This is a genomic window from Natronomonas pharaonis DSM 2160 (assembly GCF_000026045.1).
Lineage (GTDB): Archaea > Halobacteriota > Halobacteria > Halobacteriales > Haloarculaceae > Natronomonas > Natronomonas pharaonis.
On sequence record NC_007426.1, the window covers coordinates 474,260 to 498,027 of the forward strand.

27 protein-coding genes are annotated in these 23,768 nt (G+C 64.4%); 19 read left to right on the forward strand and 8 right to left on the reverse strand.

Going from position 1 to position 23,768, the window contains the following annotated elements:
- Positions 1-55: 55 nt before the first annotated feature.
- Both NP_RS02410 and NP_RS02415 read left to right on the forward strand, forming a co-directional pair.
- Positions 56-2,440 carry an ATP-dependent DNA helicase gene (locus tag NP_RS02410; RefSeq protein ID WP_011322207.1) on the forward strand — a complete coding sequence of 795 codons (2,385 nt, stop codon included), beginning with the start codon at positions 56-58 and terminating at the stop codon, positions 2,438-2,440.
- Positions 2,441-2,489: 49 nt separating this feature from the next.
- Entirely contained in the window at positions 2,490-3,485 is a 996-nt protein-coding gene (locus NP_RS02415) for an AI-2E family transporter (protein WP_011322208.1), read from the forward strand.
- Here the strand turns inward: NP_RS02415 and htpX are convergent.
- The 4 genes from htpX to NP_RS02435 form a co-directional block, all read right to left on the reverse strand.
- Positions 3,482-4,354 (reverse strand): zinc metalloprotease HtpX, encoded by an 873-nt coding sequence (gene htpX / locus NP_RS02420; RefSeq protein ID WP_011322209.1) that lies wholly within the window; start codon positions 4,352-4,354, stop codon positions 3,482-3,484. The two genes, NP_RS02415 and htpX, sit on opposite strands and share 4 nt — an antisense overlap.
- A 612-nt stretch (positions 4,355-4,966) precedes the next feature.
- Positions 4,967-6,247: an adenosylhomocysteinase gene (locus NP_RS02425; RefSeq protein ID WP_011322210.1), complete on the reverse strand. Its 1,281-nt coding sequence runs from the start codon at positions 6,245-6,247 to the stop codon at positions 4,967-4,969.
- 93 nt (positions 6,248-6,340) lie between these two features.
- Positions 6,341-7,159, reverse strand: coding sequence for a hypothetical protein (locus NP_RS02430; RefSeq protein WP_011322211.1), 819 nt, complete (start codon positions 7,157-7,159; stop codon positions 6,341-6,343).
- 126 nt (positions 7,160-7,285) lie between these two features.
- On the reverse strand, positions 7,286-8,581 hold the full coding sequence (locus tag NP_RS02435) for an amidohydrolase (protein ID WP_011322212.1): 1,296 nt from the start codon (positions 8,579-8,581) through the stop codon (positions 7,286-7,288).
- A gap of 231 nt (positions 8,582-8,812) precedes the next feature.
- On the opposite strand from NP_RS02435, the gene NP_RS02440 reads away from it, so the two are divergent.
- On the forward strand, positions 8,813-10,057 hold the full coding sequence (locus NP_RS02440) for an RNA-guided endonuclease InsQ/TnpB family protein (RefSeq protein ID WP_011322213.1): 1,245 nt from the start codon (positions 8,813-8,815) through the stop codon (positions 10,055-10,057).
- Positions 10,058-10,239: 182 nt separating this feature from the next.
- On the opposite strand, the gene NP_RS02445 is transcribed toward NP_RS02440, so the two are convergent.
- Both NP_RS02445 and NP_RS02450 read right to left on the reverse strand, forming a co-directional pair.
- Positions 10,240-10,848 (reverse strand): DsrE/DsrF/DrsH-like family protein, encoded by a 609-nt coding sequence (locus NP_RS02445; RefSeq protein ID WP_011322214.1) that lies wholly within the window; start codon positions 10,846-10,848, stop codon positions 10,240-10,242.
- A 2-nt stretch (positions 10,849-10,850) separates the two neighbouring features.
- Complete coding sequence (locus tag NP_RS02450; RefSeq protein ID WP_011322215.1) at positions 10,851-11,102, reverse strand: sulfurtransferase TusA family protein; 252 nt, start codon at positions 11,100-11,102, stop codon at positions 10,851-10,853.
- Between the two features lie 235 nt (positions 11,103-11,337).
- Here NP_RS02450 and NP_RS02455 point away from each other — a divergent pair, with 235 nt between their 5' ends.
- The 4 genes from NP_RS02455 to NP_RS02470 all read left to right on the forward strand — a co-directional run bounded on the left by NP_RS02455 (position 11,338) and on the right by NP_RS02470 (position 14,258).
- On the forward strand, positions 11,338-12,537 hold the full coding sequence (locus tag NP_RS02455; RefSeq protein WP_011322216.1) for an MBL fold metallo-hydrolase: 1,200 nt from the start codon (positions 11,338-11,340) through the stop codon (positions 12,535-12,537).
- Positions 12,538-12,555: 18 nt separating this feature from the next.
- A complete protein-coding gene (locus tag NP_RS02460) occupies positions 12,556-13,113 on the forward strand; it encodes a YeeE/YedE family protein (protein WP_011322217.1) in 558 nt (185 codons plus the stop codon).
- The gene (locus NP_RS02465) at positions 13,113-13,550 is read left to right on the forward strand and encodes a YeeE/YedE family protein (protein ID WP_011322218.1); all 438 of its coding nucleotides are present in this window, start codon (positions 13,113-13,115) and stop codon (positions 13,548-13,550) included. Before NP_RS02460 ends, NP_RS02465 begins: the two co-directional genes overlap by 1 nt.
- Positions 13,551-13,613: 63 nt before the next feature.
- Positions 13,614-14,258 (forward strand): DUF502 domain-containing protein, encoded by a 645-nt coding sequence (locus NP_RS02470; protein ID WP_011322219.1) that lies wholly within the window; start codon positions 13,614-13,616, stop codon positions 14,256-14,258.
- 8 nt (positions 14,259-14,266) lie between these two features.
- Here NP_RS02470 and NP_RS02475 read toward each other — a convergent pair whose 3' ends face one another.
- Positions 14,267-14,524, reverse strand: a complete 258-nt coding sequence (locus NP_RS02475; RefSeq protein WP_011322220.1) for a hypothetical protein — start codon at positions 14,522-14,524, stop codon at positions 14,267-14,269.
- A gap of 82 nt (positions 14,525-14,606) precedes the next feature.
- On the opposite strand from NP_RS02475, the gene NP_RS02480 reads away from it, so the two are divergent.
- The 5 genes from NP_RS02480 to NP_RS02500 all read left to right on the forward strand — a co-directional run bounded on the left by NP_RS02480 (position 14,607) and on the right by NP_RS02500 (position 18,618).
- Positions 14,607-15,176, forward strand: coding sequence for a CDP-2,3-bis-(O-geranylgeranyl)-sn-glycerol synthase (locus tag NP_RS02480; protein WP_011322221.1), 570 nt, complete (start codon positions 14,607-14,609; stop codon positions 15,174-15,176).
- 83 nt (positions 15,177-15,259) lie between these two features.
- Complete coding sequence (locus NP_RS02485; protein WP_011322222.1) at positions 15,260-16,360, forward strand: DUF2157 domain-containing protein; 1,101 nt, start codon at positions 15,260-15,262, stop codon at positions 16,358-16,360.
- A 43-nt stretch (positions 16,361-16,403) separates the two neighbouring features.
- Positions 16,404-17,141, forward strand: coding sequence for a tetratricopeptide repeat protein (locus NP_RS02490; protein ID WP_011322223.1), 738 nt, complete (start codon positions 16,404-16,406; stop codon positions 17,139-17,141).
- Complete coding sequence (locus NP_RS02495) at positions 17,138-17,434, forward strand: DUF424 domain-containing protein (protein WP_011322224.1); 297 nt, start codon at positions 17,138-17,140, stop codon at positions 17,432-17,434. Before NP_RS02490 ends, NP_RS02495 begins: the two co-directional genes overlap by 4 nt.
- A gap of 80 nt (positions 17,435-17,514) precedes the next feature.
- Positions 17,515-18,618, forward strand: a complete 1,104-nt coding sequence (locus NP_RS02500; RefSeq protein WP_011322225.1) for a mandelate racemase/muconate lactonizing enzyme family protein — start codon at positions 17,515-17,517, stop codon at positions 18,616-18,618.
- Between the two features lie 28 nt (positions 18,619-18,646).
- Here NP_RS02500 and NP_RS02505 read toward each other — a convergent pair whose 3' ends face one another.
- Positions 18,647-19,039, reverse strand: coding sequence for a DUF2237 family protein (locus NP_RS02505; protein ID WP_011322226.1), 393 nt, complete (start codon positions 19,037-19,039; stop codon positions 18,647-18,649).
- A gap of 92 nt (positions 19,040-19,131) precedes the next feature.
- Here NP_RS02505 and NP_RS02510 point away from each other — a divergent pair, with 92 nt between their 5' ends.
- The 7 genes from NP_RS02510 to NP_RS02540 all read left to right on the forward strand — a co-directional run bounded on the left by NP_RS02510 (position 19,132) and on the right by NP_RS02540 (position 23,767).
- A complete protein-coding gene (locus tag NP_RS02510) occupies positions 19,132-19,644 on the forward strand; it encodes a metallophosphoesterase (protein ID WP_011322227.1) in 513 nt (170 codons plus the stop codon).
- A complete protein-coding gene (locus NP_RS02515) occupies positions 19,641-20,135 on the forward strand; it encodes a GNAT family N-acetyltransferase (RefSeq protein WP_011322228.1) in 495 nt (164 codons plus the stop codon). The genes NP_RS02510 and NP_RS02515 overlap by 4 nt, the downstream gene beginning before the upstream one ends.
- A gap of 70 nt (positions 20,136-20,205) precedes the next feature.
- Positions 20,206-20,769 (forward strand): KH domain-containing protein, encoded by a 564-nt coding sequence (locus NP_RS02520; RefSeq protein ID WP_011322229.1) that lies wholly within the window; start codon positions 20,206-20,208, stop codon positions 20,767-20,769.
- Between the two features lie 173 nt (positions 20,770-20,942).
- Complete coding sequence (gene thsA, locus NP_RS02525) at positions 20,943-22,619, forward strand: thermosome subunit alpha (RefSeq protein ID WP_049939796.1); 1,677 nt, start codon at positions 20,943-20,945, stop codon at positions 22,617-22,619.
- A 124-nt stretch (positions 22,620-22,743) separates the two neighbouring features.
- Entirely contained in the window at positions 22,744-23,292 is a 549-nt protein-coding gene (gene thpR, locus NP_RS02530; protein ID WP_011322231.1) for an RNA 2',3'-cyclic phosphodiesterase, read from the forward strand.
- A 53-nt stretch (positions 23,293-23,345) separates the two neighbouring features.
- A complete protein-coding gene (locus tag NP_RS02535) occupies positions 23,346-23,498 on the forward strand; it encodes a 50S ribosomal protein L39e (protein ID WP_011322232.1) in 153 nt (50 codons plus the stop codon).
- A complete protein-coding gene (locus tag NP_RS02540) occupies positions 23,495-23,767 on the forward strand; it encodes a 50S ribosomal protein L31e (protein ID WP_011322233.1) in 273 nt (90 codons plus the stop codon). The genes NP_RS02535 and NP_RS02540 overlap by 4 nt, the downstream gene beginning before the upstream one ends.
- The last annotated feature ends 1 nt before the right edge of the window (position 23,768 follow it).

A 23,768-nucleotide genomic window follows, 5' to 3' on the forward strand; every position in this document is an offset into this window, starting at 1 on the left:
TGGGGCGTTCGGACGGAAATACTGTCCGGGCCTGTCGCCGGCTTCGGGGTCCGACATGTCTTTAGGCGAAGCCGCATCACCTCCGTTCGTGTCTTCCGCCCCGGACTGGCGGCCGATATTCGGCCACGACGACCCCTACGACGACCAGCGAGACGGTATCGAGACCGCCATCGAGACCGCGGCAGACGACGGCTTTCTGGCGCTGGAGGGGGCCTGCGGGACCGGCAAGACGATGCTGGCGTTGACCGCCGGTATCCATCTGGTCCGGGACCCCGACTCGTCGTTCGAACGCGTCTTCGTACTGACGAGTGTCAAACAACAGCTCCGGCAGTTCGAGGCGGACATCCGCACCATCAACGGGAACCTGCCGGACGACTGGCATCCCGTGTCGGCGCTGACCCTTGTCGGGAAGGCGGATGTCTGTCCGTACAACCTTGCGGGTGCCGGCGGTATCGACGACACTAACGTCTACGAGCGATGTGAGGGGCTCCGCGAGCGGACGCGCGGGCTCACAGACGAGGCGACGACCGCCGGCAGCCTCGCACAGCAAGCCCGGAGCCAGCAGGTCGGCCTTGGCGATTCGGCAGGCGAAGCCTCCTATCTCGAGGCCGCCGGCGAGCCGACCCCATACCCGCCGGAGATGCCCGCGGCCGGCGATGCCGATGTCGAGTTCTGCCCCTTCTATGCCGGCTTTCTCGACGACCTCCCGGAGGATGGCGACCCGATTGAGGCGGTTCCCTTCGACCCGACCGACCGCGGTCTCATCGAAACCGATGACCTCGTGGAACTGTCGGCGAGCCGCGGCAGCTGCCCGCATTCGGTGATGGGTGCGCTGCTCCCAAACGTCGAGATACTCGTCGGCAACTACTACCACGCCTTCGACCCGACGACCGTCGAGGCGTTTACCGGCGGTCTCATCGACGAGGAGACGTTCGTCATCTGTGATGAGGCCCACATGCTCGAACCGCGCGTTCGCGACCTCGTCGGCGACAGCGTCTCCGACCGAGCGCTTGCCGACGCCGCCGGCGAACTCTCGCGGGTCATCGAGACGGTTGCCGCCGTCGAGGAAGCCGGCCAATCGGCCGAACATGGCCCCGAAGCGCGCGCTCGGGCCGAGACCGTCCGGCAGGAGCTAAACGGCACCGACGTAACGCTCGGCGAACTCCGTGATACCCGGCGGCTCTTGGGAGCGCTCGGTGACCGCCTCGACGAGCGCGTCACGGCGTCCCTCGACCGTCGCGACCCGGGCTGGCGGCAGCATCTCCCGGACCTCGATGACGACGAACTCCCGCTTCGGGACCCCGAGACGCCCGAGACGGACGAACTGACCCGCTGGGCCGAGGAGAACGGCTTCGACGAGCGGCTGTGGGTCCGCGCCGAGGCCGTCTGTGCGGCCGCGGCGACGGTGCTCAACACGCTCGACGAGGACGACAAACGCCGGGCGGCACCGGCCGTCGGTCGGACGCTCGCCCGCTGGCGGCGCTGTGACCACACTGACTACTTCCGGGCTATCGACCTCGAACGGACGTGGGACGACACCCGCCCGGCGGAGTCGTGGCGACGGGCCTACACGGCGAGCTACACGCTCCACAACTGCTTGCCAGCCGACGAAATCGGCGAGCGGCTGGCGGCTTTCGGCGGCGGTGTTTTGATGAGTGCGACCCTGGAGCCGCTGGATGTCTTCGCCGAGGTGACCGGCCTCCGACACCTCGAACGCGAGGCCGACCGGCCAGTCGTCGAGCGAACCTACGGGCTGGAGTTTCCCGAGGCCAACCGGGCCTCCTTTGCCGTCGATGCGCCGAAATTCACCTACGAGAACCGCGGTGACCCGGGCGACGAGACGCCGACAAGACAGGCCCACGCTCGCGCCATCCGGCAGGTCGCCGCCGCCCCCGGTAACGTCTTGGTCTGTCTGCCCTCCTACCGGGAGGCCGAATGGGCCGCCTCCGTACTCTCGGCGCTCGACAAGGAGGTACTGGTCGATGAGGCGACAGACGACGTGGCGACAGAGCGGCTGAAGCAGTCGTTCTTCGAGGGCGAGCCGAAAGTACTGGTGACGAGCCTCCGTGGGACGCTAACCGAGGGTGTCGACTACCGCGGCGACCGGCTCTCGGCGGCTATCGTCTGTGGCGTTCCCATCATCAACACTGCGAGCCCGCAGACGAGAGCCGTTCGGACCGCCTACGACCGGGCCTTCGGCGACGGGTTCAAATACGCCCTGTCGGTGCCGGCCGTCAGGAAGGCCCGGCAGGCGGTCGGCCGTGTCATCCGCGGCCCCGACGAGTGTGGGGTCCGCGTGCTGTGTGACGAACGCTACGCCCGGGAGTCGTGGGACAGCGTTCGCGACCTGCTCGGCGAGGCCGAACGCGAGGAGTTCCAGCCTGTCGGCTCCGATATGCTCGATTTCGCCCTCGAGCAGTTCTGGGACGACGCCGCGTAGCTCTTTCGGCGACACAAACGGTTTTGCTCCAGCCCGTCGATTCGCCTGTATGTCATCCCTCCGTCACCGGCGGTACGTTCTCGGTGGTTTGCTGGCGGCAATCGGCGTGCTTGCAGCCGCAGTGCTCTGGAACGTCGTCGGCACGGTCTTCTTTGCGGTTACTGTCGCGTACGTTCTCTACCCCGCTCGCCAACGGCTCGTCAACCGGGGCGTCCCACGTCGGGTTGCAAGCGGGCTGCTCACGGCTGCCGCCTTTTTAACGGTCGTCGTGTTGCTTGCGCCCATCGCGTGGACCATCTTCAGACAGCGTGGGGCAATCCTTGAGTTCCTCAACAATCTTCCCGACGAACTCCCCGTTGAGGCGTTCGGCTTTGTCGTCACCATCGACGTTGCTGACCTCGTCGACACGACCGCGGATACACTACAGTCGATTGCGATTTCGCTGGCCGCCGACGCCATCTTTCTCGCACTGCAGCTTCTCATGTTCGCGCTCGTGCTCTATGGGCTGTTGTTGCGGCCGAACGCCGTCGGGCGGGCGGCGTTTCGCGTGACGCCGAGCCCCTATCACGATATCCTCGTTGCCCTGCATCGGCGTATCGCCGGGACGCTGTATGCGCTGTATGTCATCCAAGCGGCGACGGCCGTGATTACGTTCCCGCTTGCGCTCATCGTTTTTTATCTGCTTGGGTACCCCGACGTGTTCGTGCTGGCGGTGTTGGCGGCGCTCTTGCAGTTCATCCCGATTGTCGGACCCGGGATGTTGGCCGCAGGGCTGGCCGGCCACGACGTGCTCGTCGGGATGCCGCATCGGGCGGTCGGCGTCATCATCCTCGGTCCGCTGTTTGTCGGCCTGCTGCCGGACCTGCTCGTTCGGCCGCGGCTGGCGGCCAGTAAAGCAAAGCTGCCGGCTAGCCTCTATTTCGTCGGGTTCGTCGGCGGCGTGCTCACTGTCGGCGTCATCGGCATCATCGCCGGGCCGCTCGTTGTCGCACTGCTTGTCGAGGCTGTCAATCTACTGAGCGAGCGCAACCAGTCAGCCGCCTAACGCTCCATCTCCCGTTCGAGCTCCCGGAGCTTTTCGATGCGTGTTTCGGTCGGCGGGTGCGTCGATGCCAGCTTGGCGATAAACCCCTTGCTGATGGGAATAATGAAGAAGGCGTTCATCTCGGCCTGCTCGCGGAGGTCTTCCTGTGGGACCTCGTCCATCCGGCCGGAGATTTTCATCAACGCCGTCGCCAGCGCCGACGGCTTGCCGGTGATGGCGGCCGCGCCCCGGTCGGCCGAGTACTCCCGATAGCGGCTGAGCGCGCGGATGAGCAGGAACGAGAGCACCCACACCAAAAGCGAGACGAGTATGGCGACAATGAGCGGTGCCTGATTGCGGCCGCCTCGGCCGCCGCTGAAGAGCCACCCCCACCGGACGATGAGGAAGGCAATTGTCGACAGGAACGAGGCTATCGTCATCACGGCGACGTCGCGGTTCTTGATGTGCGCCAGTTCGTGGGCCAACACGCCCTCAAGTTCCTCGTCGTCGAGTGTCTGGAGCAGCCCCGTGGTCACACAGACCGCCGAGTTCGACGGCGACCGCCCCGTCGCAAAGGCGTTCGGCGTCTGGTTGTCGGCGACGGCGACTGTCGGCTTTGGCAGGTCCGCCTGCTGGGCAAGCCGGCCGACCTTGGCGTGGAGCTCCGGATACTCCTCTTGGTCGACTGTCCGTGCGCCCATCGACCGCAAGGCCAGTTTGTCGCTGAAGAAGAACTGGGCGATAGAGAAGCCGCCGAGCAGTATAGCTGGAACGAGCAGCCCCTCGAAGTACAGCGTCAACACGCCGACAAAGACGAGATAGAGGGCAAAGAGCAAAAACATCGTCAGGCCCATCCGGGCTCTGAGCCCCCAGTCGGTCTCCCATTGCATACCCACCCCTTCGGCTCGAAGAATAAAAACAATCGCGGAGCGGGACGCGGGCCGCGACAGCTTAGCTGATTGCAGGCGCTAAGCCCCCCTTCCTCAACGAGCACCGCAGTCCGCACCAGCGGACAAGGAGCGTTAACGAGAGCGGAGCTCTCGTTTGCACATCAGAACGCTTTGCGTTCTGAGGACGCAGTAGGGAGGGGATACAGCGTTCACGAGAGCAAGCTCTCGTGCAGCCCATCAGAAACGTAGTTTCTGAGGACGTCCCCAGAAATCGGAGATTTCTGGTGTGCGAACGAATCGCTCTGCGATTCGTCCACGCCGTCTTCGTTTCACTTTCACTTTGTGCCGGGTATTCACAGCACTACCAGTCGAAGACTGGAAGTGTGATGGCAACTACTCATCGTCTCGGCTTAGAGTCCGACAAAAAGGACGGTCGAGATGAATCACGCCGTCACCACCGAGTAGGAGTGGGTCACTCCGAATCCACGCCTGTGGAGACTGCGCTCCCTGCGCGGATGGTCGGCGTCAGCCGAGCATCCGTGAAAAAGCGTGTCGCGGAATCAGGAAGCCCCACCCTCAGCGAGCGCATCAGCGCGAGCAGGGTGGGGTAGTTCACGTGCCGTGCTGCCAGCTATCCATGTACTCGGCCTGCTCGGAGGAGAGGTCGTCGATGTCGATGCCTTCGGCGTCGAGTTTTATTTCAGCGACTTCCTTGTCGAGTTCGTCCGGTACCTCGTGGACGCCAGCCCCGTACTCGTCGGTGTTTTCAACCATTTCACGGACTGATACGGCCTGAATACCGAAGCTTTGGTCCATCACTTCGACGGGGTGGCCGAGCGCAACCGGGGCTGCGAGATTGACGAGCCGGCCGTCAGCGAGGACGTTGATGCGGCGGCCGTCATCGAGCTTGAACTCTTCGACGCCATCTCTGACCTCCTCGCGGGAGACGGCGAGGTCATCAAGCGCATCGAGGTCGATTTCGACGTTGAAGTGGCCGGCGTTGGCGAGGACGACGCCGTCGGACATCCGCTCGAAGTGCTCTTTGACGATGACATCGCGGTTCCCCGTCGTCGTCACGAAGATATCGCCCTTCGCTGCGGCCTCGTCCATCGGGCAGACCTCGTAGCCTTCCATGTGGGCCTCCAGCGCCCGGCGGGGCTCGACTTCGGTAACGACGACGTGGGCGTTCTGGCCGGCGGCCTTTTTTGCGACCCCGCGGCCGCAGTAGCCGTACCCGGAGACGACCACGGTCTTGCCGGCAAACGAGAGGTTCGTCGTCATCGCGATGCTGGACAGCGACGCCTCGCCGGTGCCGTGGACGTTGTCGAAAAGCCGCTTCATCGGCGTGTCGTTGACCGCGAACATCGGGTATTTTAGCTCGCCGTCTTCGTCCATCGCCCGGAGCCGGTGGACGCCGGTGGTCGTCTCCTCGCAGCCCCCGACAATGGAGTCGATAAGCTCCGGGTAGTCCTCGTGAATCGCCATCACGAGGTCGCCGCCGTCGTCGACGGTGACGGTCGGCTCGTGGTCCAGCGTCGCCTCGATGGCGGCGTAGTAGGCGTCATCGTCGACGCCGCGTTTTGCATAGGAGGTAATCGCGTCGTTGGCGTCGAGTGCGGCGCTGACATCGTCGTGGGTCGAAAGCGGGTTGCAGCCGGTGATGGCGACCTCCGCGCCCGCCTCCGCCAGTACCTCGGTCAGGACTGCGGTCTTTGCCTCGACGTGCATCGCCATGGCGACGACCTCGCCGTCGAGCGGCTGTTCGGCGTTGAACTCCTCTGCGATGGCGGTCATGATGGGCATGTGCTCTCGTGCCCACTCGATTTTCTTCCGCCCGGACTCGCGAGCCACACGGGGCTCGTCGAGCTGTTCGGTAATCGTCGGCTGACTCATACCGGCACCAAGGGCGACGGCGGGAAAACGCTACCGAAGGCTGCAGACCGGGCGTCGGCCCTCAAAAAGCCGGCCAGTCGGCTGCTGACGTCGCTACCGTCCCGGTCCGCTACCGGAATTCCCCCCGGAGCCGCTGCCGGAACCGCGTTCGGGTGTTGTGGTTTCCTCGTCGTCGTCGCCGTCGGTCGCCTGTCCGGAGCGGTCGCCGTCAGCCGGGCCGCGCCGGTCGTCGGTGCTGTTTTGGTCCGGCGCATCGGTGGCTGGGCCGCCAGCCTGTTCGTGCCGGTCCGTGCTGCCGGGTCCTCGCGGCGCATCCGCGCCCGGTCGTTCAGCGTCACCTCCGGGGCCAGCGTGGCCGGGTCGCTCCGAGTCAGGGCCAGCGTGGGCTGGCGGCCCCCACGGTCCGCCCGTGGAGGCGTTGCCGGGGTTGTGGTCGGTGACGAAGTCGGACACCTGCTGGCCGACGGTCGCGTTCGTCTCGTCACCGTGCAGGAGCTGGTGCACGAAGGCCGACACCTGCTGGCCGAACGCTTCATCGTCGGCCGCAGCGGTCAGCGTCGCTTCGGTCGTTGTGGTCCGGTCGTCGTCGGTCGCCGCAACGGTGACATCGACTGTCGATTCGGGCGGCGAAAGCGAGACGGTTCCGTTCGCGTCGGTCGTGTGCGTCCCCGTCTCGTCGTAGGTCACGTTGCTCGTGTCGGTTTCGTTGTCCTCGGCGATGCTGACGGTCACCGTCGCGTTTTCGACGGCGTCGCCGTCGTCAGTTACCGTAAGTACAACATCGTCGGGTTGCTCAACATCGACTGCGAGGGCATCGGCGTCGTCATCGGCTGCAACGACGCCGGCTCCAGCCACCGTGGCAAGCAGCACGGCTGTGAGCGCAACGACGAGGCCTGTTTGTGCTGTGGTCATCGTGAGTATCGCTTCGGTCGAACGGTAGATAAACCGGGCCGCTCGTTCGACCGGTTCACGGCCGTTTTCCGGAGCGAAACAACGGCTGCTGTTGGCTTGAGAACGTTTATACGCTGCTCTGGGCGTTCAATCGCCCTCGGCACGACTGACGAGCTCTGCCGCGTGCCGTTCGGCCTCCCGCTTGACCGCTCCCGCATCGAGTGTGCGGACCTCGCGGTCCTCGACGATGACCTCGCCGCCAACGACGGTGTGTCTGACATCGCTGCCACGGACCGCGTAGGCCAGATGGCTCACGAGGTCGTGGGACGGGGTGAGATGTGGCGCATCGAGGTCGACGATGGCGAGGTCAGCGAGCGCGCCGGCTTCGACGCGGCCGGCATCGAACCCGAGTGTCTCCGCGCCGCCGGCGGTCGCTGCGTTGACGATGTCAGGTGCAGCGACCGCGGCGGCGTCATCAGCGCCCAACTTGCCGACCATCGCCGCGTCACGCATTTCGTCGACGACGTCGAGGTCGTTGTTCGATGCCGGCCCGTCGGTGCCGATACCGACGGTGACGCCGGCGTCGAGAAACTCCTGTACCGGCGCGATGCCGCTTGCGAGCTTCATATTCGAAGCCGGACAGTGGGCGACGCCGACGCCACGCTCGGCGAGTAGCTCGATTTCGGTTTCATCGACGTGGACGCCGTGGGCGATGAAATCTCCCTCGTCGAGCAGTCCCAGTTCGTCGGCGAACTCCAGCGGGCGAACCCCGCGTTCGTCGACGATGGGGTCGACCTCGTCAGTTGTCTCGTTGGCATGGTAGTGAATCGGGACGCCGGCATCGCGCGCTCTCGGAACGAACTCCGCAATCAGGTCCGGGTCGGCCGTCGTCAGCGAGTGGGGCATCAGCGCCGTCCGGACCCGACCGTCGGCCGCGCCGTCGAGTTCGCGGGCGACGGCGAGCCCCTCTTCGAAGTCGGCGCGGGCGTCGGCTTCGTCCTTGCCGACGGTGACGATACCGTGCCCGAGGCGGGCGCGGATGCCGGCTTCCTCGACTGCGGCGGCGACCTCGGGGACCTCGAAGTACATGTCCCCGACGGCTGTGACGCCGTTTTTGAGTAGCTCGACGAGCCCGAGCCGGGTGCCGGCGCGGATATCTTCGGGCGTTAGCTCCGCCTCGACCGGCCAGATGTCCTCTTGGAGCCACCGGTCGAGCGGCTTGTCGTCGGCGTAGCCACGCAGCAGTGTCATCGCAGCGTGGCAGTGCGTGTTAACGAGACCGGGAACGACGAGACAGCCCTCAGCGTCGAGCGTCCGGTCACCCGCCGCCGTGTCGCCGACGGCGAGTATCTCGCCCGTCTCGCTGTCGGCGAGAACGTCGGCTGTTCGAACCGTAAGCTCCGGCGTAAGAACCTGTCCACCGGTAATCTGGAGTGTGCTCATACCCCCGATTCGTCTGGAGGCCGGTTGAAACTGCCGACCCGTGTCAGCATAAGATAGCGCGGAGCCCCCTTCCTCAACGAGCAGCGCAGTCCGTGTAGCGGACAAGCAGCGCAGTAGGGAGGAGAGGAGCGCGTCATGTCCCTCCACTAACACTGCTCTCTACACTCGGCCAACTCCCCTTCCCCCAACACCTAATAAAAATTTAACTGAATAGAAAACATTGAAAAACGTATGGAAGTGCGTCGGACGCTCCCTGTCAAACTCCTCGTGGCCGACAGCAACAGAGACGCACTTCTCGAAACCATCGACCAGTACAAAGACTGTGCGAACGAAACCAGCGACCACTGCTGGGACGAAAACGACTACAAAAAAACAGCCAAGTACGCTGTCAAAGACGAACTGTACCACGACCTCAAAGCAGAGCACGACTTGACGGCGAATCTCGTCCAGCAAGCCATCTTCCAAGCCGTCGAAGCCGTCAAAGCTGGTGTCGAACGACTCGAAAAGAACGAAGACACTAGCCAACCCGAGTTTACCGCTGACACCGCTCGCTACGACAAACGTGCTGCGACCTTCCACGACGACCATGTTTCCTTGTCGACCGTGGACGGGCGTATCGAGGCTGACTATGTTCTCCCGGTAGACGAGACAAACACACCGTTCGAAGAGTACCTCAACGGCGACGAGTGGGAGTTCCGCACCAGCACACTCCACTACAAGCCCTTCGACGACGAGTTCTGGCTGCACATCGGCTTCAAACGGAACAAGGAAGCCACCGACAGCACCCAACCTGACGCCGCTGTCCCCGAGCACAACACAGTCCTCGGGATCGACCTCGGCGTCGAAAACCTCGCTGTCGCATCAACCGGGACGTTTTGGACGGGCGACGAGCTCGACCACTGGCACCGTGAGTTTCAACAGCGGCGGGGTAACCTCCAACAAGTCGGCTCACAGGAGGCTCACCGCACGCTCCAACGTGTGAGCAAGAAAGAAACGGCCTACTACAAGCAGTATCTCCACGTCGTCGCCAACGAGATTGTCGAGGAGGCGGTCGAACACGACTGTTCGGTAATCGCCTTCGAGGATTTAACTGACATCCGCAAACGAGCACAGGGAGCGACATGGCATCATCGCTGGCGGTTTAACCGCCTGTATGAGTACGTCGAGTACAAAGCGAAGGCTTACGGGATCGACGTTGAGGAGTTAGAACGGAGCCCACAGGCGAAGACGGTGCCAGCCTACTACACATCCCAGCGATGCAGCAGTTGTGGGCTTACCCACGAGGACAACCGCCCCACGCAAGCGCACTTCGAGTGCCAGAAGTGTGGCTACGAGAATCATGCCGACTACAACGCCGCCAAGAACGTGGCAGTACGCTGCTGTCGGCGGCTACTCCGTCGCAACCAGACTGGGGGCGACGGAGGCGCACCCGTAGACGTCGCGCTGAATGGCGGGACGATGACCGTGAACGTGTAAGCTGGGCGAGACCGACGGTCTCGCTAGCGATGCGGGCGGAACGCCCGCAGAGCACTGAAGCCCCTTGGACGGGGAGCCGGGCCTCTCCGTGCCACCGCTCGGTGGCTAGAACGGGAGTCCACGTCAAAGCCCCACCCTCAACGAGCGAGGTTGTCAGACCGAGCGAAGTAGGGTGGGGTAGTTTACACGAGTAGCTGGATGTCGGCCTCTTGCATCTCCTGGAAGGCCGAAGCAGCACCGACGCCGGTCGTCACGCCGTCGTAGAAGTCGTCCTCGTCGTACCCGAGCAGGTCGATGGTCATCTGACAGGCCTGCAGGTCGACGCCGCTGTCGAGGGAGGTTCGGACGAGCTCTTCGACCGTCGCAACGTCGTTGGCCTCGATTTTTCCGCGCATCATTCGCGTCGTCATCCGGTCCATCCCGGGCAGCGCCGCGATAGCGTTCGGGACTGGCATGTTCGGATTCCCGACGGAGCTCAGCTTGAGGTTCTTTGAGTTTTCCTCGTGAACGATGTCGAGTCCCCAGAACGTGTGGAAGACGGTGACGTCGTAGCCGAAGGCGGCGGCTGTGCTCGCAAGGATGAGCGGCGGATACGCCATGTCGAGCGTCCCCTTCGTCGCGATAATCACCATCTTGTCGGAGTCGGCCTCTCTCTCGGCCCGCAGGTCTGCGAGTTCGGTCTCCAGGTCGTCGATTCGCGCTTGGAGTTCGGCGACCGCCTCGGGCGAGACTGCTGTCCCGTCGTTGGGCTCCTCCGACGGCTCGGCGTCGGCTGGCGTCTCCGTGCTCATGGTCACTCGGTCTTCCGGAGGTAATGCTTGTAGACGGCGGCTCCGTCCTCTTCGGCCTCCTCTTGGTCGAGTAGCTCTGCCCCGTCAGTCGAGTCGGCCCAGCCTTCGATATCGCTGAGGCTCCCGGCGTCCGTCGCGACCACTTCCAGTGTGTCGCCGGCGTCGAGGTCGTCGAAGGCGCCTTTGGTTTTGATGACCGGCATCGGGCAGTTCTCTCCTTTCACGTCGAGGGTCTCGGTTGCGTCGGTACTCATAGATGACTCCCTTGTATTGGGGTTACCATACAATATCAAATCTAGCACAATAAACGTATCGGTAACTGAAGTCGGGCTGGCCCCTCGATAACCCAACGAGCCGATAGAATCGTTACATGTGCGGAAATACAGCACCGGGCTTCTCCCTCTGCTCGTGCTGCCTTGTCTATATTGTGTGCTATTTGAAATTCTATGCAAAACCTTAAGTCCCGACAGCCGCTACTAATTCACAACAATGGACCCCGAAGCGATGGATTTCCCGACGCCCGACGCGACGGTCGAGTCGACGACCCCGCGGGAACTCAAAGAACGCATCGACGCCGGCGAGCCGGTGACGCTGCTCGATGCCCGCATGGAAAGCGACTACGAGGAGTGGCGAATCGACGGCGACACCGTCGAAAGCATCAACATCCCGTACTTCGAGTTCCTCGACGAGGACATCGACGACGATGTTCTCGCGTCGGTACCCGACGACGAACACGTGACCGTTCTCTGTGCGAAAGGCGGTGCGAGCGAGTACGTGGCGGGCGCGCTTGCCGACCGTGGCTACGACGTCGACCACCTCGCCGACGGGATGAACGGGTGGGCGTCGATTTATGAGCCCCACGAGGTCACTGGCTACGATGGGGCCGGAACGCTGTTGCAGTACCAGCGCCCGTCGAGCGGCTGTCTGGGCTACTTCCTCTATCACGACGGTGAGGCGGCGGTCATCGACCCGCTGCGTGCCTTTACTGACCGATACCTCGATGACGCCGACGAACTCGGCGTTGAACTGCGGTACGCCTTCGACACCCACGTTCATGCCGACCACGTTTCGGGGCTCCGCGACCTCGCAGCGGAAGGCGTCGAGGCCGTCCTCCCCGGCCCAGCGGCCGACCGCGGCGTCACCTACACCGACGAGGTGACACTGACACAAGACGGCGACACCTTCCCGGTCGGCGAGGCGACAATAGAGACGGTCTTTACCCCCGGCCACACCACCGGGATGACATCGTATCTGGTCGACGAGGGCTTCCTCGCGACCGGCGACGGGCTCTTTATCGAGAGCGTTGCCCGTCCCGACCTCGAAGAGGGTGACGAAGGCGCGCCCGACGCCGCGCGAACGCTGTATCAGTCGCTTCAAGAGCGGGTACGTACACTCCCCGACGAGACGCTCATCGGTGGGGCACACTTTAGCGACGCCGCCGCCCCGGCGTCGGACGGCACCTACACCGCGACGCTCGGGGCCCTCGACTCACGGATGGACGCCCTCTCGATGGATGAAGACGAGTTCGTCGACCTCGTGCTCTCGGATATGCCACCCCGCCCGGCCAACTACGAGGATATCATCGAGACCAACCTCGGGCAGCGGGAAATCGACGACGAGGAAGCGTTCACCCTTGAGCTGGGGCCGAACAACTGTGCTGCCAGTCAAGATGCGCTCACCGGTGACTGACGGGAACGTGTCTCGCCGATGATCGCCGCGTTTCTCGGCTCCGGCGCCGTCGAATCGCTGTTCCCGAACGGCATCTCCAGATACGCCGTGGGCGGCGTTCTCGTCGGGCTCGGGACCGCGCTCATCTACGCCGGCACCGGCATCCCGGCGGGTGCGAGCACGTTTCTCGAATCGACGCTGTCGTACGTCTCCGAACAGTCGCGGTTCCAGCAATACCGACCGTCGCGTGATTGGCGGGTCGTTTTCACCGGTGGCATCGTCGCTGGGGCGGCTATCTACGCTCTGACCTTCCAGTCCGGCTTTGTCACGAGCAGCCTCTATACGCCGGGAACGACCGGTCAGCTCCACGATGTCGGCGGCTTCGCCGCGTGGACGACCGACGTCAGCCCGTGGCGGCTGTTCGTCGGTGGCGTTCTCGTTGGCGTCGGCACTCGCATCGGGAAAGGCTGTACCTCCGGCCACGGCATCTGCGGTGTCGGCTCGGTTTCGCGGACATCGCTCATCGGCGTCGTCACCTTCCTCGTCGTCGCCATTCTGACCGCCAACGCTGTCTCCGCGCTGGGGGTGGGCATCTGATGGCTGACCGACATCCGCTCTTTATACCGCTGGTGCTCGCCGGGGGGCTCGTCTTCGGCTTCGGGCTCGGTTTCAGCCACATGGCTCGGCCCGAAGTCGTTCTCGCGTTTCTGACGTTCGACGACCTCGGACTGTTGTTTGTGATGTTCGGCGGCGCAGCCGTGGCCGGTCTCACCTTCTGGGTGCTGCCGCGGCTGCTGTCTGTAGCCCCGCTGACAGGGATGGCCTACGGCCGACGGCTGAAATCGTTCGACCGGAACGTGCTCTTCGGTGGCGCCATCTTCGGCGTCGGGTGGGGGCTGTCGGGCATCTGCCCGGGCGCAGCCTACGCCAGCCTCGGCGTCGGCAACTGGCCGATTCTCTACGCCGTCGTCGGGATGTTCCTCGGCGCGTACGCACAAGGGGTCTGGCGGAGCCGGCGCGCACCCGATGGGTGAGCTACAGCACATTCTGTCGACGGGTCGAAGCCCTGATTACGTGGGGGTGTCATGTAGGAACGAATGCTGTCGTCCTCGTGGAAACGCGACATCGCGAGCGGGCTCATCGTTCTGGTTCCGCTCCTTGTTACTGCCTACGTCGTCGCGTTCATCTATCAGGCGATTGCCAACCTCCCGCTGTTCGAGGAGGCCCTCGGAGGGCTCCCCGTCGCCGTTCGCGTCGTCGTTACGCTCGTGCTGTTCGTACTGCTTGTCCTCTCTGTCGGCTACTTGATGCGGACGACCGCCGGCGACCTACTGGAGGAAGCGCTCGACAACGTCATGAACCGCCTGCCCGGTCTGCGGGTCGTCTACAATGCGTCGAAAATGGCCGTCGAAACGGCCGTCAGCGGCACCGACGACCTCCAGACGCCCGTCAAACTGGAGACGTGGAACGGGATGCGGATGACCGCGTTCAAGACCGGCCAGCAGACCGAAGACGGCCGCGACATGCTCTTTTTGCCGACCGCGCCGAACATCACGACCGGGTTCGTCATCGAGGTCGAACCCGACCGCTACACTGAACTCGACGAAAGCGTCGAAGAGGCACTCACGCGCGTTCTCAGCGCTGGCTTCGGCGAACGGAACACCCAAAGCATTCAAATCGATGTCACGGAGGGGCCGCCGACAGCCAAGACCGAGAAGCGTCCGTCGTCCGATTCGGAGTAGCGTTGACGCTACGGCTCCTCGGGCGTGGCGAAGCCGACCCCGCCGGCGAGAATCGCAGCCCCGGCGAGTATCGTTGCTCCGAGCACGACGAAGCCGTCATCGGGGTTTAGCCCGCCGATGGACGCCGCTACGTCCACGACGAAGACAGTAACGAACAGGCTCAAAATCACGAACACTAACATGACGAGCGCGGCAAGTATTGCACTCGCAAGCGCGCCGAATGCATTAAGCACTCCTATAGCAAATTTGCTGTCTTTTCGTACCATTAAATAACCTCCCCAGTCCTGGTGGATACCCGTCCCCGCTCGAACCACGCCGCTTTTGACACCACCGGCCGCAGACGGGGGTATGGTAGCCGAAACGGTCGCGATAGCGGTCTGGGCGATGCTACCGGCGTACGTCCCCAACAACGTCGCGGTACTCGCCGGCGGTGGTCGCCCGATAGACGGCGGCCGGACGCTCGACAAACTCACTGACGAAGACGGTGTCCTCTACGACGAAAACCGGATACTCGGCGATGGAAAGACGTGGCGCGGCACCGCCTTCGGGACCGCCGCCGGTGTCGTCCTCGCCTTGCTGCTCAACCAGCTACAGCCGTTCGTTGCCGGTACTGTCGGCGTCCCGCAGTTCCCGATTGCGGCCGCCGTCGCGTTAGCGTTCGGCGCGATGCTCGGCGACATCCTCGCGTCCTTCCTAAAACGCCGGACCGGCCGCCAGCGCGGCGCTGCCTTCCCCGGTGTCGACCAGCTCGATTTCGTCATCGTCTCGCTTGCGCTGACGGCCATCGTCGCCACCGGCTGGTTCCTTGCGACGTTTACACTCCCGGTGCTCGTAGCGATTTTCGTCCTGACGCCGGTGCTCCACGTCTCGACGAACGGCCTCGCCTACGCCTTCGGGCTGAAAGACGAACCGTGGTAGCCGACCAAAAAAGCCCCCACTCCTGCTGTATTCGGGCCTGCCCACGGCACAATTTATAACCGCTCCCGCTCCGACCGGCCGCTATGGACCCCGACAGGCTGGCCGACGAGGTAGACCAGTGGGTCCGGGACGGCATTATCACCGAATCGCAGGCCGAGGCGATTCTCCAGCGATACGACACCGAAGCAACCGGCCGCTCGCGGGTCGTCGTTGCGCTTTCGGTCGTCGGTGCCGCGCTCGTCTTCGTCGGCGTCGCGCTGTTTTTCGCGACCCGTTGGGCTGGTCTGCCAACGCTTCTCCGAGGAGCGGTCCTCGTCGCTGCGCCGTCGCTCGCGTATGCCGGCGGGGTGGTCGGCTATCGCCGCGGGACGCCACGCGTCGGGCTGGCGCTGTGTCTGCTCGGCGCGACACTCGTGGGGCCGTCGCTGTTCCTGCTTGGTGACCTGTTTTCGGTGACGTTTGCGGAGCAGTGGCTGCTGTTCGCGTGGAGTCTCGCCGCGGTTTCGACCGGCCACCTGCTTGTCTCCCGCGTCGGTGTCGGTCTGGGGCTCGCATTGGTGACAGCACTCGTCGCCGTTCTCGCCGACCCGGGCGACCCGCTGCCGCCGGTGGCGTTTTTCGGCATCGCCGTCTTCGGGCTCGCAAGCATCAACGACGGCCGCATCGCCCGGACGTACCGCCTCGTGGGGGTCGTCGTCACGCTCGCTGGATTGCTTGGGCTCACGACGCTTGACGGCCGCTTCGACCGGTTCGATGTCGGCCCGACAGTGTTCCTGTTCGTTACTGCGGCGGCGGCGCTGACAAGCGCCGACTGGCTGCTCCACATCGACGCAACACGGGACTTCGAGTGGGCGACCGGCGCGTTTCTCGCCGTCGTTGCGGCGACGGCGCTGGCCGTTGCGGCACCGGGCTGGATACCATCGATACTCGCTTTCGCCGGCATCCACGCCGCGATGCTCGCGGCCGTCCTCGCGACCGGCTACCTCGGCTATCGAACCGGTTCACGGACGCTCGTCGACATCGCCACCGTCGCCGCGCTGGTACAGACACTTTCGGCTGTCGCGTCGACGGTCGTTGACTCGCTCTCGGGAGCCGTCGCGCTCGTTGCTGCCGGCGTCGTGTTGCTGGCGGCCGGGGTCGCAATCGAGCGCGGTCGCCGGTCGGTGCTGTCACGGCTCGGATAGGCGTGGCGCAACCCTTACCAGCGCTCGCTGCCAAGCGGCGGCCATGACAGACGACGAGCCGAGCGACCACGCGTTTTCGGCGGGCCAGGGCTTTGAGGACCCCTACGAGGGCTTCGACATCGACCCGCCGGAGCTAGATGTCGACCCGGGGATGGTCGACCCGGTCGACTCCCGCGTTGTCGCCGATATGCTCGACCGGCGGCAGATTTCCGACAACGCCGTCGACGCCGAATCCCTCCTCGATGTAGGGCTTGAATACATGCGTATCAACCGGTTCGAGCAGGCGACCGACGCTCTCGAACGTGCCGCCTCGTTCGCCGACGACGAGACCATCGAACAGGAGGCATGGGTGAACAAGGGTGCCGCCCACGCCGAACTTGAAGAGCACCAGCGGGCCATCGATGCCTACCGCGAGGCGCTCCGTATCGACGACGAGTCCGAACACGCCGCCTCCGCGGAGACGAACCTCGCCTACGCGCTGTGGAACGACGGCCGGAGCGAACAGGCGCTTGAACACGCCGAGCGCGCCGTCGAACTCGACCAGCGGTTCGCACAGGGCTGGTACAACCGCGGCTTCTTCCTCCTTGAGCGCGGCCTCGCCGAGGATGCCGTCTCCTGTTTCGACAACGCAATCCGCCTCGGCTACCGCAACGCCGACGTGCTTCAGGAAAAGGCCCGCGCGCTCGAAGAAATCGGCGAAGACGAGAAAGCGACCGAACTCGCCGAAGAGGCCGAAGAACTCCGGCAGGAGGCCGAACGCGAACTCGTCGACCAGCAATGACGCTGCTTCTCTGCGAGCGGTCGACACCCGAGGGCCTGCTCGTCTCCGTCTGTGATGCCGATGTCCTCGGCGAGACGTTCGACAACGGCGATGTTTCACTGACTGTCGAGCCGGAGTTCTACGACGGCGAAACGGCAAGCCACGAGGAGGTAACCGCCAGCCTCGCTGACGCCGCCGTCGCCAATCTCGTCGGCCACGAGGCCGTCGGCCTCGCGGTCGAACACGGCTTCGTCGCCGAGGCCAACGTGCTTGAATTCGAGGAGACGGTCCACGCCCAGTACCTCCGTCTGTAGCTCGCTGTCCGTTCTAATATTTAAATCCGCCAGTCACCCGGCGGCGAACACTCAAGTCGCTCGCGGCGGCCGTAGCCCGTATGCAGATAACGGGTGTCAACCAGTACCACCTCGAACACCGGCTGGAGGAACCGTTCCATCCGACGTGGATACCCGGCTACCCGCAGTCGACCCACGAACTCGAACTGTTCGAAATCGAAACCGACGCCGGAATCACCGGCTACGGCGCGTCGCCGTCCTTCGCCGGCGGCCTCGACTATGAGACCCCGCTGGAACTCTTTTTGACCGGTGAGGACCCGCATAACGTCGACGGTATTCTCGGCAAACTGGAGACGGTCAATCTCGTCGGGCCACGGCCGTGGCACATCGAGATGGCGCTGTGGGACATCATCGGCAAGGACGCCGGTAAGCCGGTCTGTGAGCTGTTCGGCGCCGAACAGCGAGCCATCCCGGCCTACGCTTCCTCCGGCGAAATCCAGCCCGCCGACGAGCGCATCGACTACGTCGAACAGCGTATCGATGAGGGGTTCGATGCCGTCAAGCTCCGCGTGACCGAAACGGACCACATCGAGACGGTGCGGGCGGTTCGTGAGTCGTTTCCCGACCTGACGCTGATGGTCGATGCGAACAAGGGCTGGGCCGTCCGGGTGATGGAGGAGCCGACGGAGTGGTCCTTCTCGGACGCCCTCGAATTCGCCCGCGAACTCGACGCTGTCGGCGGCGTCGAATGGCTGGAAGAACCGCTCCATCGCCACGACTACGACGGGTACGCACGCCTGCGCGATGCCGTCGATGTCAACATCGCTGGCGGCGAGTTCAACAACGGCATCCACCACTTCCGGGAGTTCGTCGACCGCGGGTCGCTGGATATCCTCCAACCTGATGCGGCATTGGCGACTGGCATCCGGCGGGCGGTCGATGTCGCGCGGATGGGCGAGGCCAACGGACTCCAGTTTGTCCCACATACGTGGACCAACGCCGTCGGGTTCGCGGCGAACCTCCACGTGATGACCGCTGTCGGCAGCCCGTGGTGTGAGTATCCGATGGAACCGCCGTGGACGCCCGATGTCTGGTCGTTCATGCTCGAAGACGGCTTCGAGCACGATGACGGCGTCGTTCGCGCTCCGTCGAAGCCGGGCCTCGGCATCGAAATCCCAGACAAGGTACTCGAAGACGCCGGCTGAGCGACACGCTCTGCGGTGGCAGGCGCTGTTATGGCTCGTCGTACGCGTGGGCCTGCAGCGTCTCCAGCGGCACCGTATCGAGTACCGACTCGTTTGTCGCCGCCAGAATAACCGGCGGCACCGTCGTCTCCGGAATGTGCTGGTTCCGGACCGCCTCCAGCGCCTCAACCCAGCGGCCGACACAGAGACACCAGCGGTCGCCGGGGTCGAGGCCCGGAAACTCCAGTTCCGGACGCGGCGTCATCAGGTCGTTGCCCCGGTCGGCGCTGAACGTAAGGAACTCCTCGGTCATCATCGCACACAGTTCGTGGCGGCCGCGGTCCTGCGGATGGCAGCGGCAGTGGCCGTCCCGTTCGAAGCCGGTTTCAGGGTCCGTGCTGCAGGGTTCGAGCGGCTCGCCGAGCACGTTCGTTTCGTCCATACCTTCCCCGTCGGCCGCCGGAGCCAAAAGTCCGGCTCCCACGGGAGCCGTCGACCCGCAGGTTCTTTTCGCTCGGTCCGATAGCGTTCCGTATGCACGTCGGCGTCATCTCCGATACCCACGACAACGTACCCGCGGCGCGTGCGGCGATGGACCGGTTCGAAGAGGAGGGCGTCGATACCGTCGTCCACTGTGGCGATTTCGTCGCCCCGCCGCTGATACCGTTTCTCGACCGGGACGGCATCGCCGTCCACGCTGTCCGTGGCAACAACGACGGCGAACGCGAGGGGCTTGTCGATGCCTTCGATGCCCTCGACGGCGGGACGTTCCATGGCCGCTTTGCCGAACTGACGCTCGGCGGCCGGGAGTTCGCCGTCCTCCACGGCGAGGAACGTCCGGTCATCGATGCCCTCGCTGCCTCCGGCGAGTACGATTACGTCCTTCACGGCCACTGGCACGTTCGCGAGGAACGGACTGTCGGCGAGACGACCGTGCTCAACCCCGGCGCTCACTTTCCGACCGTCGCCGACGAACACCGGACCGTAGCGGTCGTCGACACCGGTGCCGACGAGATAACGTTCCACGCCATCGACGGTGAGCGATGAGCGTCGAAATCCGTGCGGCGACTGACGACGATGTCGAGACTGTCGTCGATGTCGCCGAGGCGTCGTGGTACGCCGCCTACGGTGGCTTCCTTAGCCCCGAAACCATCGCCCGCGGCCTTGAGACGAGCTACGACCCCGACCTCGTGGCGGCCGGTATCGCCCACGACGACATCGCCTTCTTCGTTGCCGAAGCCGACGGCGATGTCGTCGGATTCGCCAGCGCCGAGCAGACGTGGGCCGACGAGGTCGAACTTCATACCCTGTATGTCCATCCGGACTGGTGGGGCGAGGGGGCCGGGCAAGCGCTTCTCGACCGGGTCCGCGAGTGGGCGGACGGCGTCGGTGTCGACCGCATCGCCTGCGCCGTCCTCGCCGAAAACGAGGTCGCTGTCGGCTTCTTCGAGGCGGCCGGGTTCGTCCGCGGCCGCGAGGCGTCGGGCGAAATCGGCGGCGAGCGTCACCCGGAATACGAGTTCGAACTACCGCTGTAGGCACAGGTTGTGTGGAGTGTGAACACGCAAATCGCCGAACCCTTAAAAGTCCACACTCCCAATCGGGTGTATGAAACACGTCACGATTCCTGAGGACCGTATCGGCGTTCTCATCGGCGAGGGAGGTGAGACGATGCGCAAAATCGAGTCCGAGGCGGAGGTCAGACTCGACATCGACTCCGAGACAGGGTCGGTTCGAGTCGAGTCCGTCGGCGACCCGATTCTCGGCCTGAAGGGCCCGGACATCGTCAAGGCCATCGGCCGCGGGTTTGCCCCCGAGGAAGCCCTGCGACTGCTCGAAGACGACATGCAGCTCTTCGAAATCGTCGACATCGACGCTGCCACCCGTAACAAGAAGGACCTCCGGCGCAAGAAGGGCCGGCTTATCGGCGAGAGCGGGCGGACCCGGGAGCTGATGGCCGAACTCAGCGGAGCCGATGTCGTCATCTACGGGTCGACGCTCGGTATCATCGGCGCTCCCGAGCAGGTCGATGCCGTCCGCAGCGCCGCCGAGATGATTCTCGACGGTGCTCCTCACGGAGCCGTCTACTCTTTCCTCGAACGGCGGCACAACGAGATGCAGTCCAACGACATCGAGTACCATCAGTTCCCCGACGGCTCCCGGTCGGCCTGAGCGACGGCTGTACCGACCCGTACCGAGCGCCGAACCGCACGTCGCTATTATATAAAGCTTCGTTGTCACCGTGTAACACGCTCTGCAACCCCCGTCCGGCGGTTTCGCCACGCCGGTTACGCAAAGTTTATATAGAACCGTAGACAATCATTCGGACGACTATGGCACAACAGATGGGCAACCAGCCGATGATTGTCCTCTCCGAGGAGAGTCAGCGCACTTCCGGACAGGACGCACAATCGATGAACATCACCGCCGGCAAGGCGGTCGCCGAATCCGTACGAACCACGCTCGGTCCGAAGGGCATGGACAAAATGCTCGTCGACTCGACGGGCAACGTCGTCGTCACGAACGACGGTGTCACCATCCTCGGCGAGATGGACATCGAGCACCCGGCGGCCAACATGATCGTCGAGGTCGCCGAAACGCAGGAAGAAGAGGTCGGCGACGGCACGACGAGCAGCGTCGTCATCGCCGGTGAGCTCCTCTCGCAGGCCGAGGACCTCCTCGAACAGGACATCCACGCGACGATTCTCGCACAGGGGTACCGACAGGCCGCCGCCGAGGCCAAGGCGGCCCTCGAAGAGATCGCCATCGAAGTCGACGAAGACGACGCCGACATTCTCGAATCCATCGCCGCCACGGCGATGACCGGCAAGGGCGCGGAGGCCTCCAAGGACCTCCTCGCCGAGCTCGTTGTCGACTCCGTCCAGGCGGTCGCTGACGACGGTGACATCGACACCGACAACATCAAAGTCGAGAAGGTCGTCGGCGGTGCCGTCGACGAGTCCGAACTCGTCGAAGGGGTCCTCGTCGGCAAGGAGCGCGTCCACGACAACATGCCGGCCCTCGTCGAGGACGCCGACATCGCGCTTTTGGATACGCCCATCGAAGTCAAGGAAACCGAAATCGACGCCGAGGTCAACGTCACCGACCCCGACCAGCTCGAACAGTTCCTCGAGCAGGAAGAAAAGCAGCTCCGCGAGATGGTCGACCAGCTCGCCGACGCTGGCGCGGACGTCGTCTTCTGCCAGAAGGGCATCGACGACATGGCCCAGCACTACCTCGCACAGGAGGGCATCCTCGCCGTCCGTCGCGCCAAGAAGTCCGACATGAAGGCCCTCGCGCGAGCGACCGGCGGCCGCGTCGTCTCCAACATCGACGACATCACCGCCGACGACCTCGGCTTCGCCGGCTCGGTCTCCCAAAAGCCCATCGCCGGCGACGAGAAGATCTTCGTCGAGGATGTCGACGAGGCCAAGGCCGTCACGCTCATCCTCCGCGGCGGCACCGAACACGTCGTCGACGAAATCGAGCGCGCCATCGAGGACTCGCTGGGCGTCGTCCAGACGACCCTCGAGGACGGACAGGTCCTGCCCGGCGGCGGCGCGCCCGAAATCGCGCTGGCGCTGGCGCTGCGTGACTTCGCCGACTCCGTCGGTGGCCGCGAGCAGCTGGCCGTCGAGGCCTTCGCTGACGCCGTCGATGTCATCCCGCGCACGCTCGCGGAGAACGCTGGTCTCGACCCCATCGACTCCCTTGTCGACCTCCGCAGCCAGCACGCCGAGGGCGACGACGCTGCCGGCCTCGACGCCTACACCGGCGATGTCATCGACATGGAGGAGGAAGGTGTCGTCGAGCCGCTCCGTGTCAAGACCCAGGCCATCGAGTCCGCGACCGAAGCCGCGGTCATGATCCTCCGCATCGACGACGTCATCGCTGCTGGCGACCTCGCCGGCGGCGCCTCCGACGACGACGATGATGAGGACATGCCTGCCGGCGGCGGCGGCATGGGCGGCGGCATGGGCGGCATGGGCGGTATGGGTGGCGGCATGGGCGGCATGATGTAAGCCGGTTTCCGAGCACCCACACCATCCACGTCGGCCCGCTCCGCAACGCTTCCGAACCCTTCACACGCCGTTTCTTTCTTCGGTACGCGATAACGGTTTAGCCACTGCTGCCGTATCGTGCGATATGCGACTGTTCGTTAGCGCGACCGTTGCCCCGCTCTCGGATGCGATTGCTGACATACAGGCTCCACTACGCGGACTGGACGGGCTGCGGCCGACTGACCCACAGCAGGCCCATATCACGATGAAGTTTCTCGGAGCGGGCGACCACGATACAGACGCTCTGGCTGCTGCCATCGAAACCGCTGTTGCCGATGCCGACACCGGCCCGTTTGAGGTCTCACTGGAAGGCGTCGGTGTCTTCCCGTCGCTGGAGTACATCAGCGTCGTCTGGCTTGGGGTCGGCGGGGGAAGTCGCGAGCTGACGCGACTTCACGAGCAGTTGGAGGCCGAGACGACGGCGCTGGGGTACGACGCCGAGTCCCACGAGTTTACTCCACACGTCACGCTTGCTCGGATGGACAACGCGGCCTCGAAAGCCGAAGTACAGGAGTTCGTCCAGACTGCGGACCCGGATGCCGGTCGCGTCCGGCTCGAAGAATTGCGGCTCACCGAGAGTACGCTCACTCCGGACGGGCCGGAATACGAGACGCGACGGCGGTTCGAGCTGTAGCCCCGCCCCAAAGGAACAAGAATTTAAACGCCGCGGCGGAAAGGTCGCCTACTATGGGTAAGAAGTCGAAGGCCAAGAAAAAGCGGCTCTCGAAGCTCGAACGACAGAACAGCCGCGTCCCGGCGTGGGTCATCATGAAGACGGACCGCGACACGATGCGCAACCCCAAGCGCCGCAATTGGCGGCGGAGTGACACGGACGAATGAGCGCTGAATTCGACGAGCGCGTCATGACGGTCCCGCTGCGCGATGTCCTCGCGGAGTCGAAGGGCCAGCGCGCCGACAAGGCGATGAGCCTCGTTCGCTCGCACCTCGCACAGCACTTCAACGTCGAGGAAGACGCCGTTCGACTGGACCCCTCCATCAACGAGGCGGTCTGGGAGCGCGGCCGCTCGAAGCCGCCGAGCGAACTGCGCGTTCGCGCCGCCCGCTTCGAAGAAGAAGGCGAGGCGGTCGTCGAAGCAGAGACAGCATAAC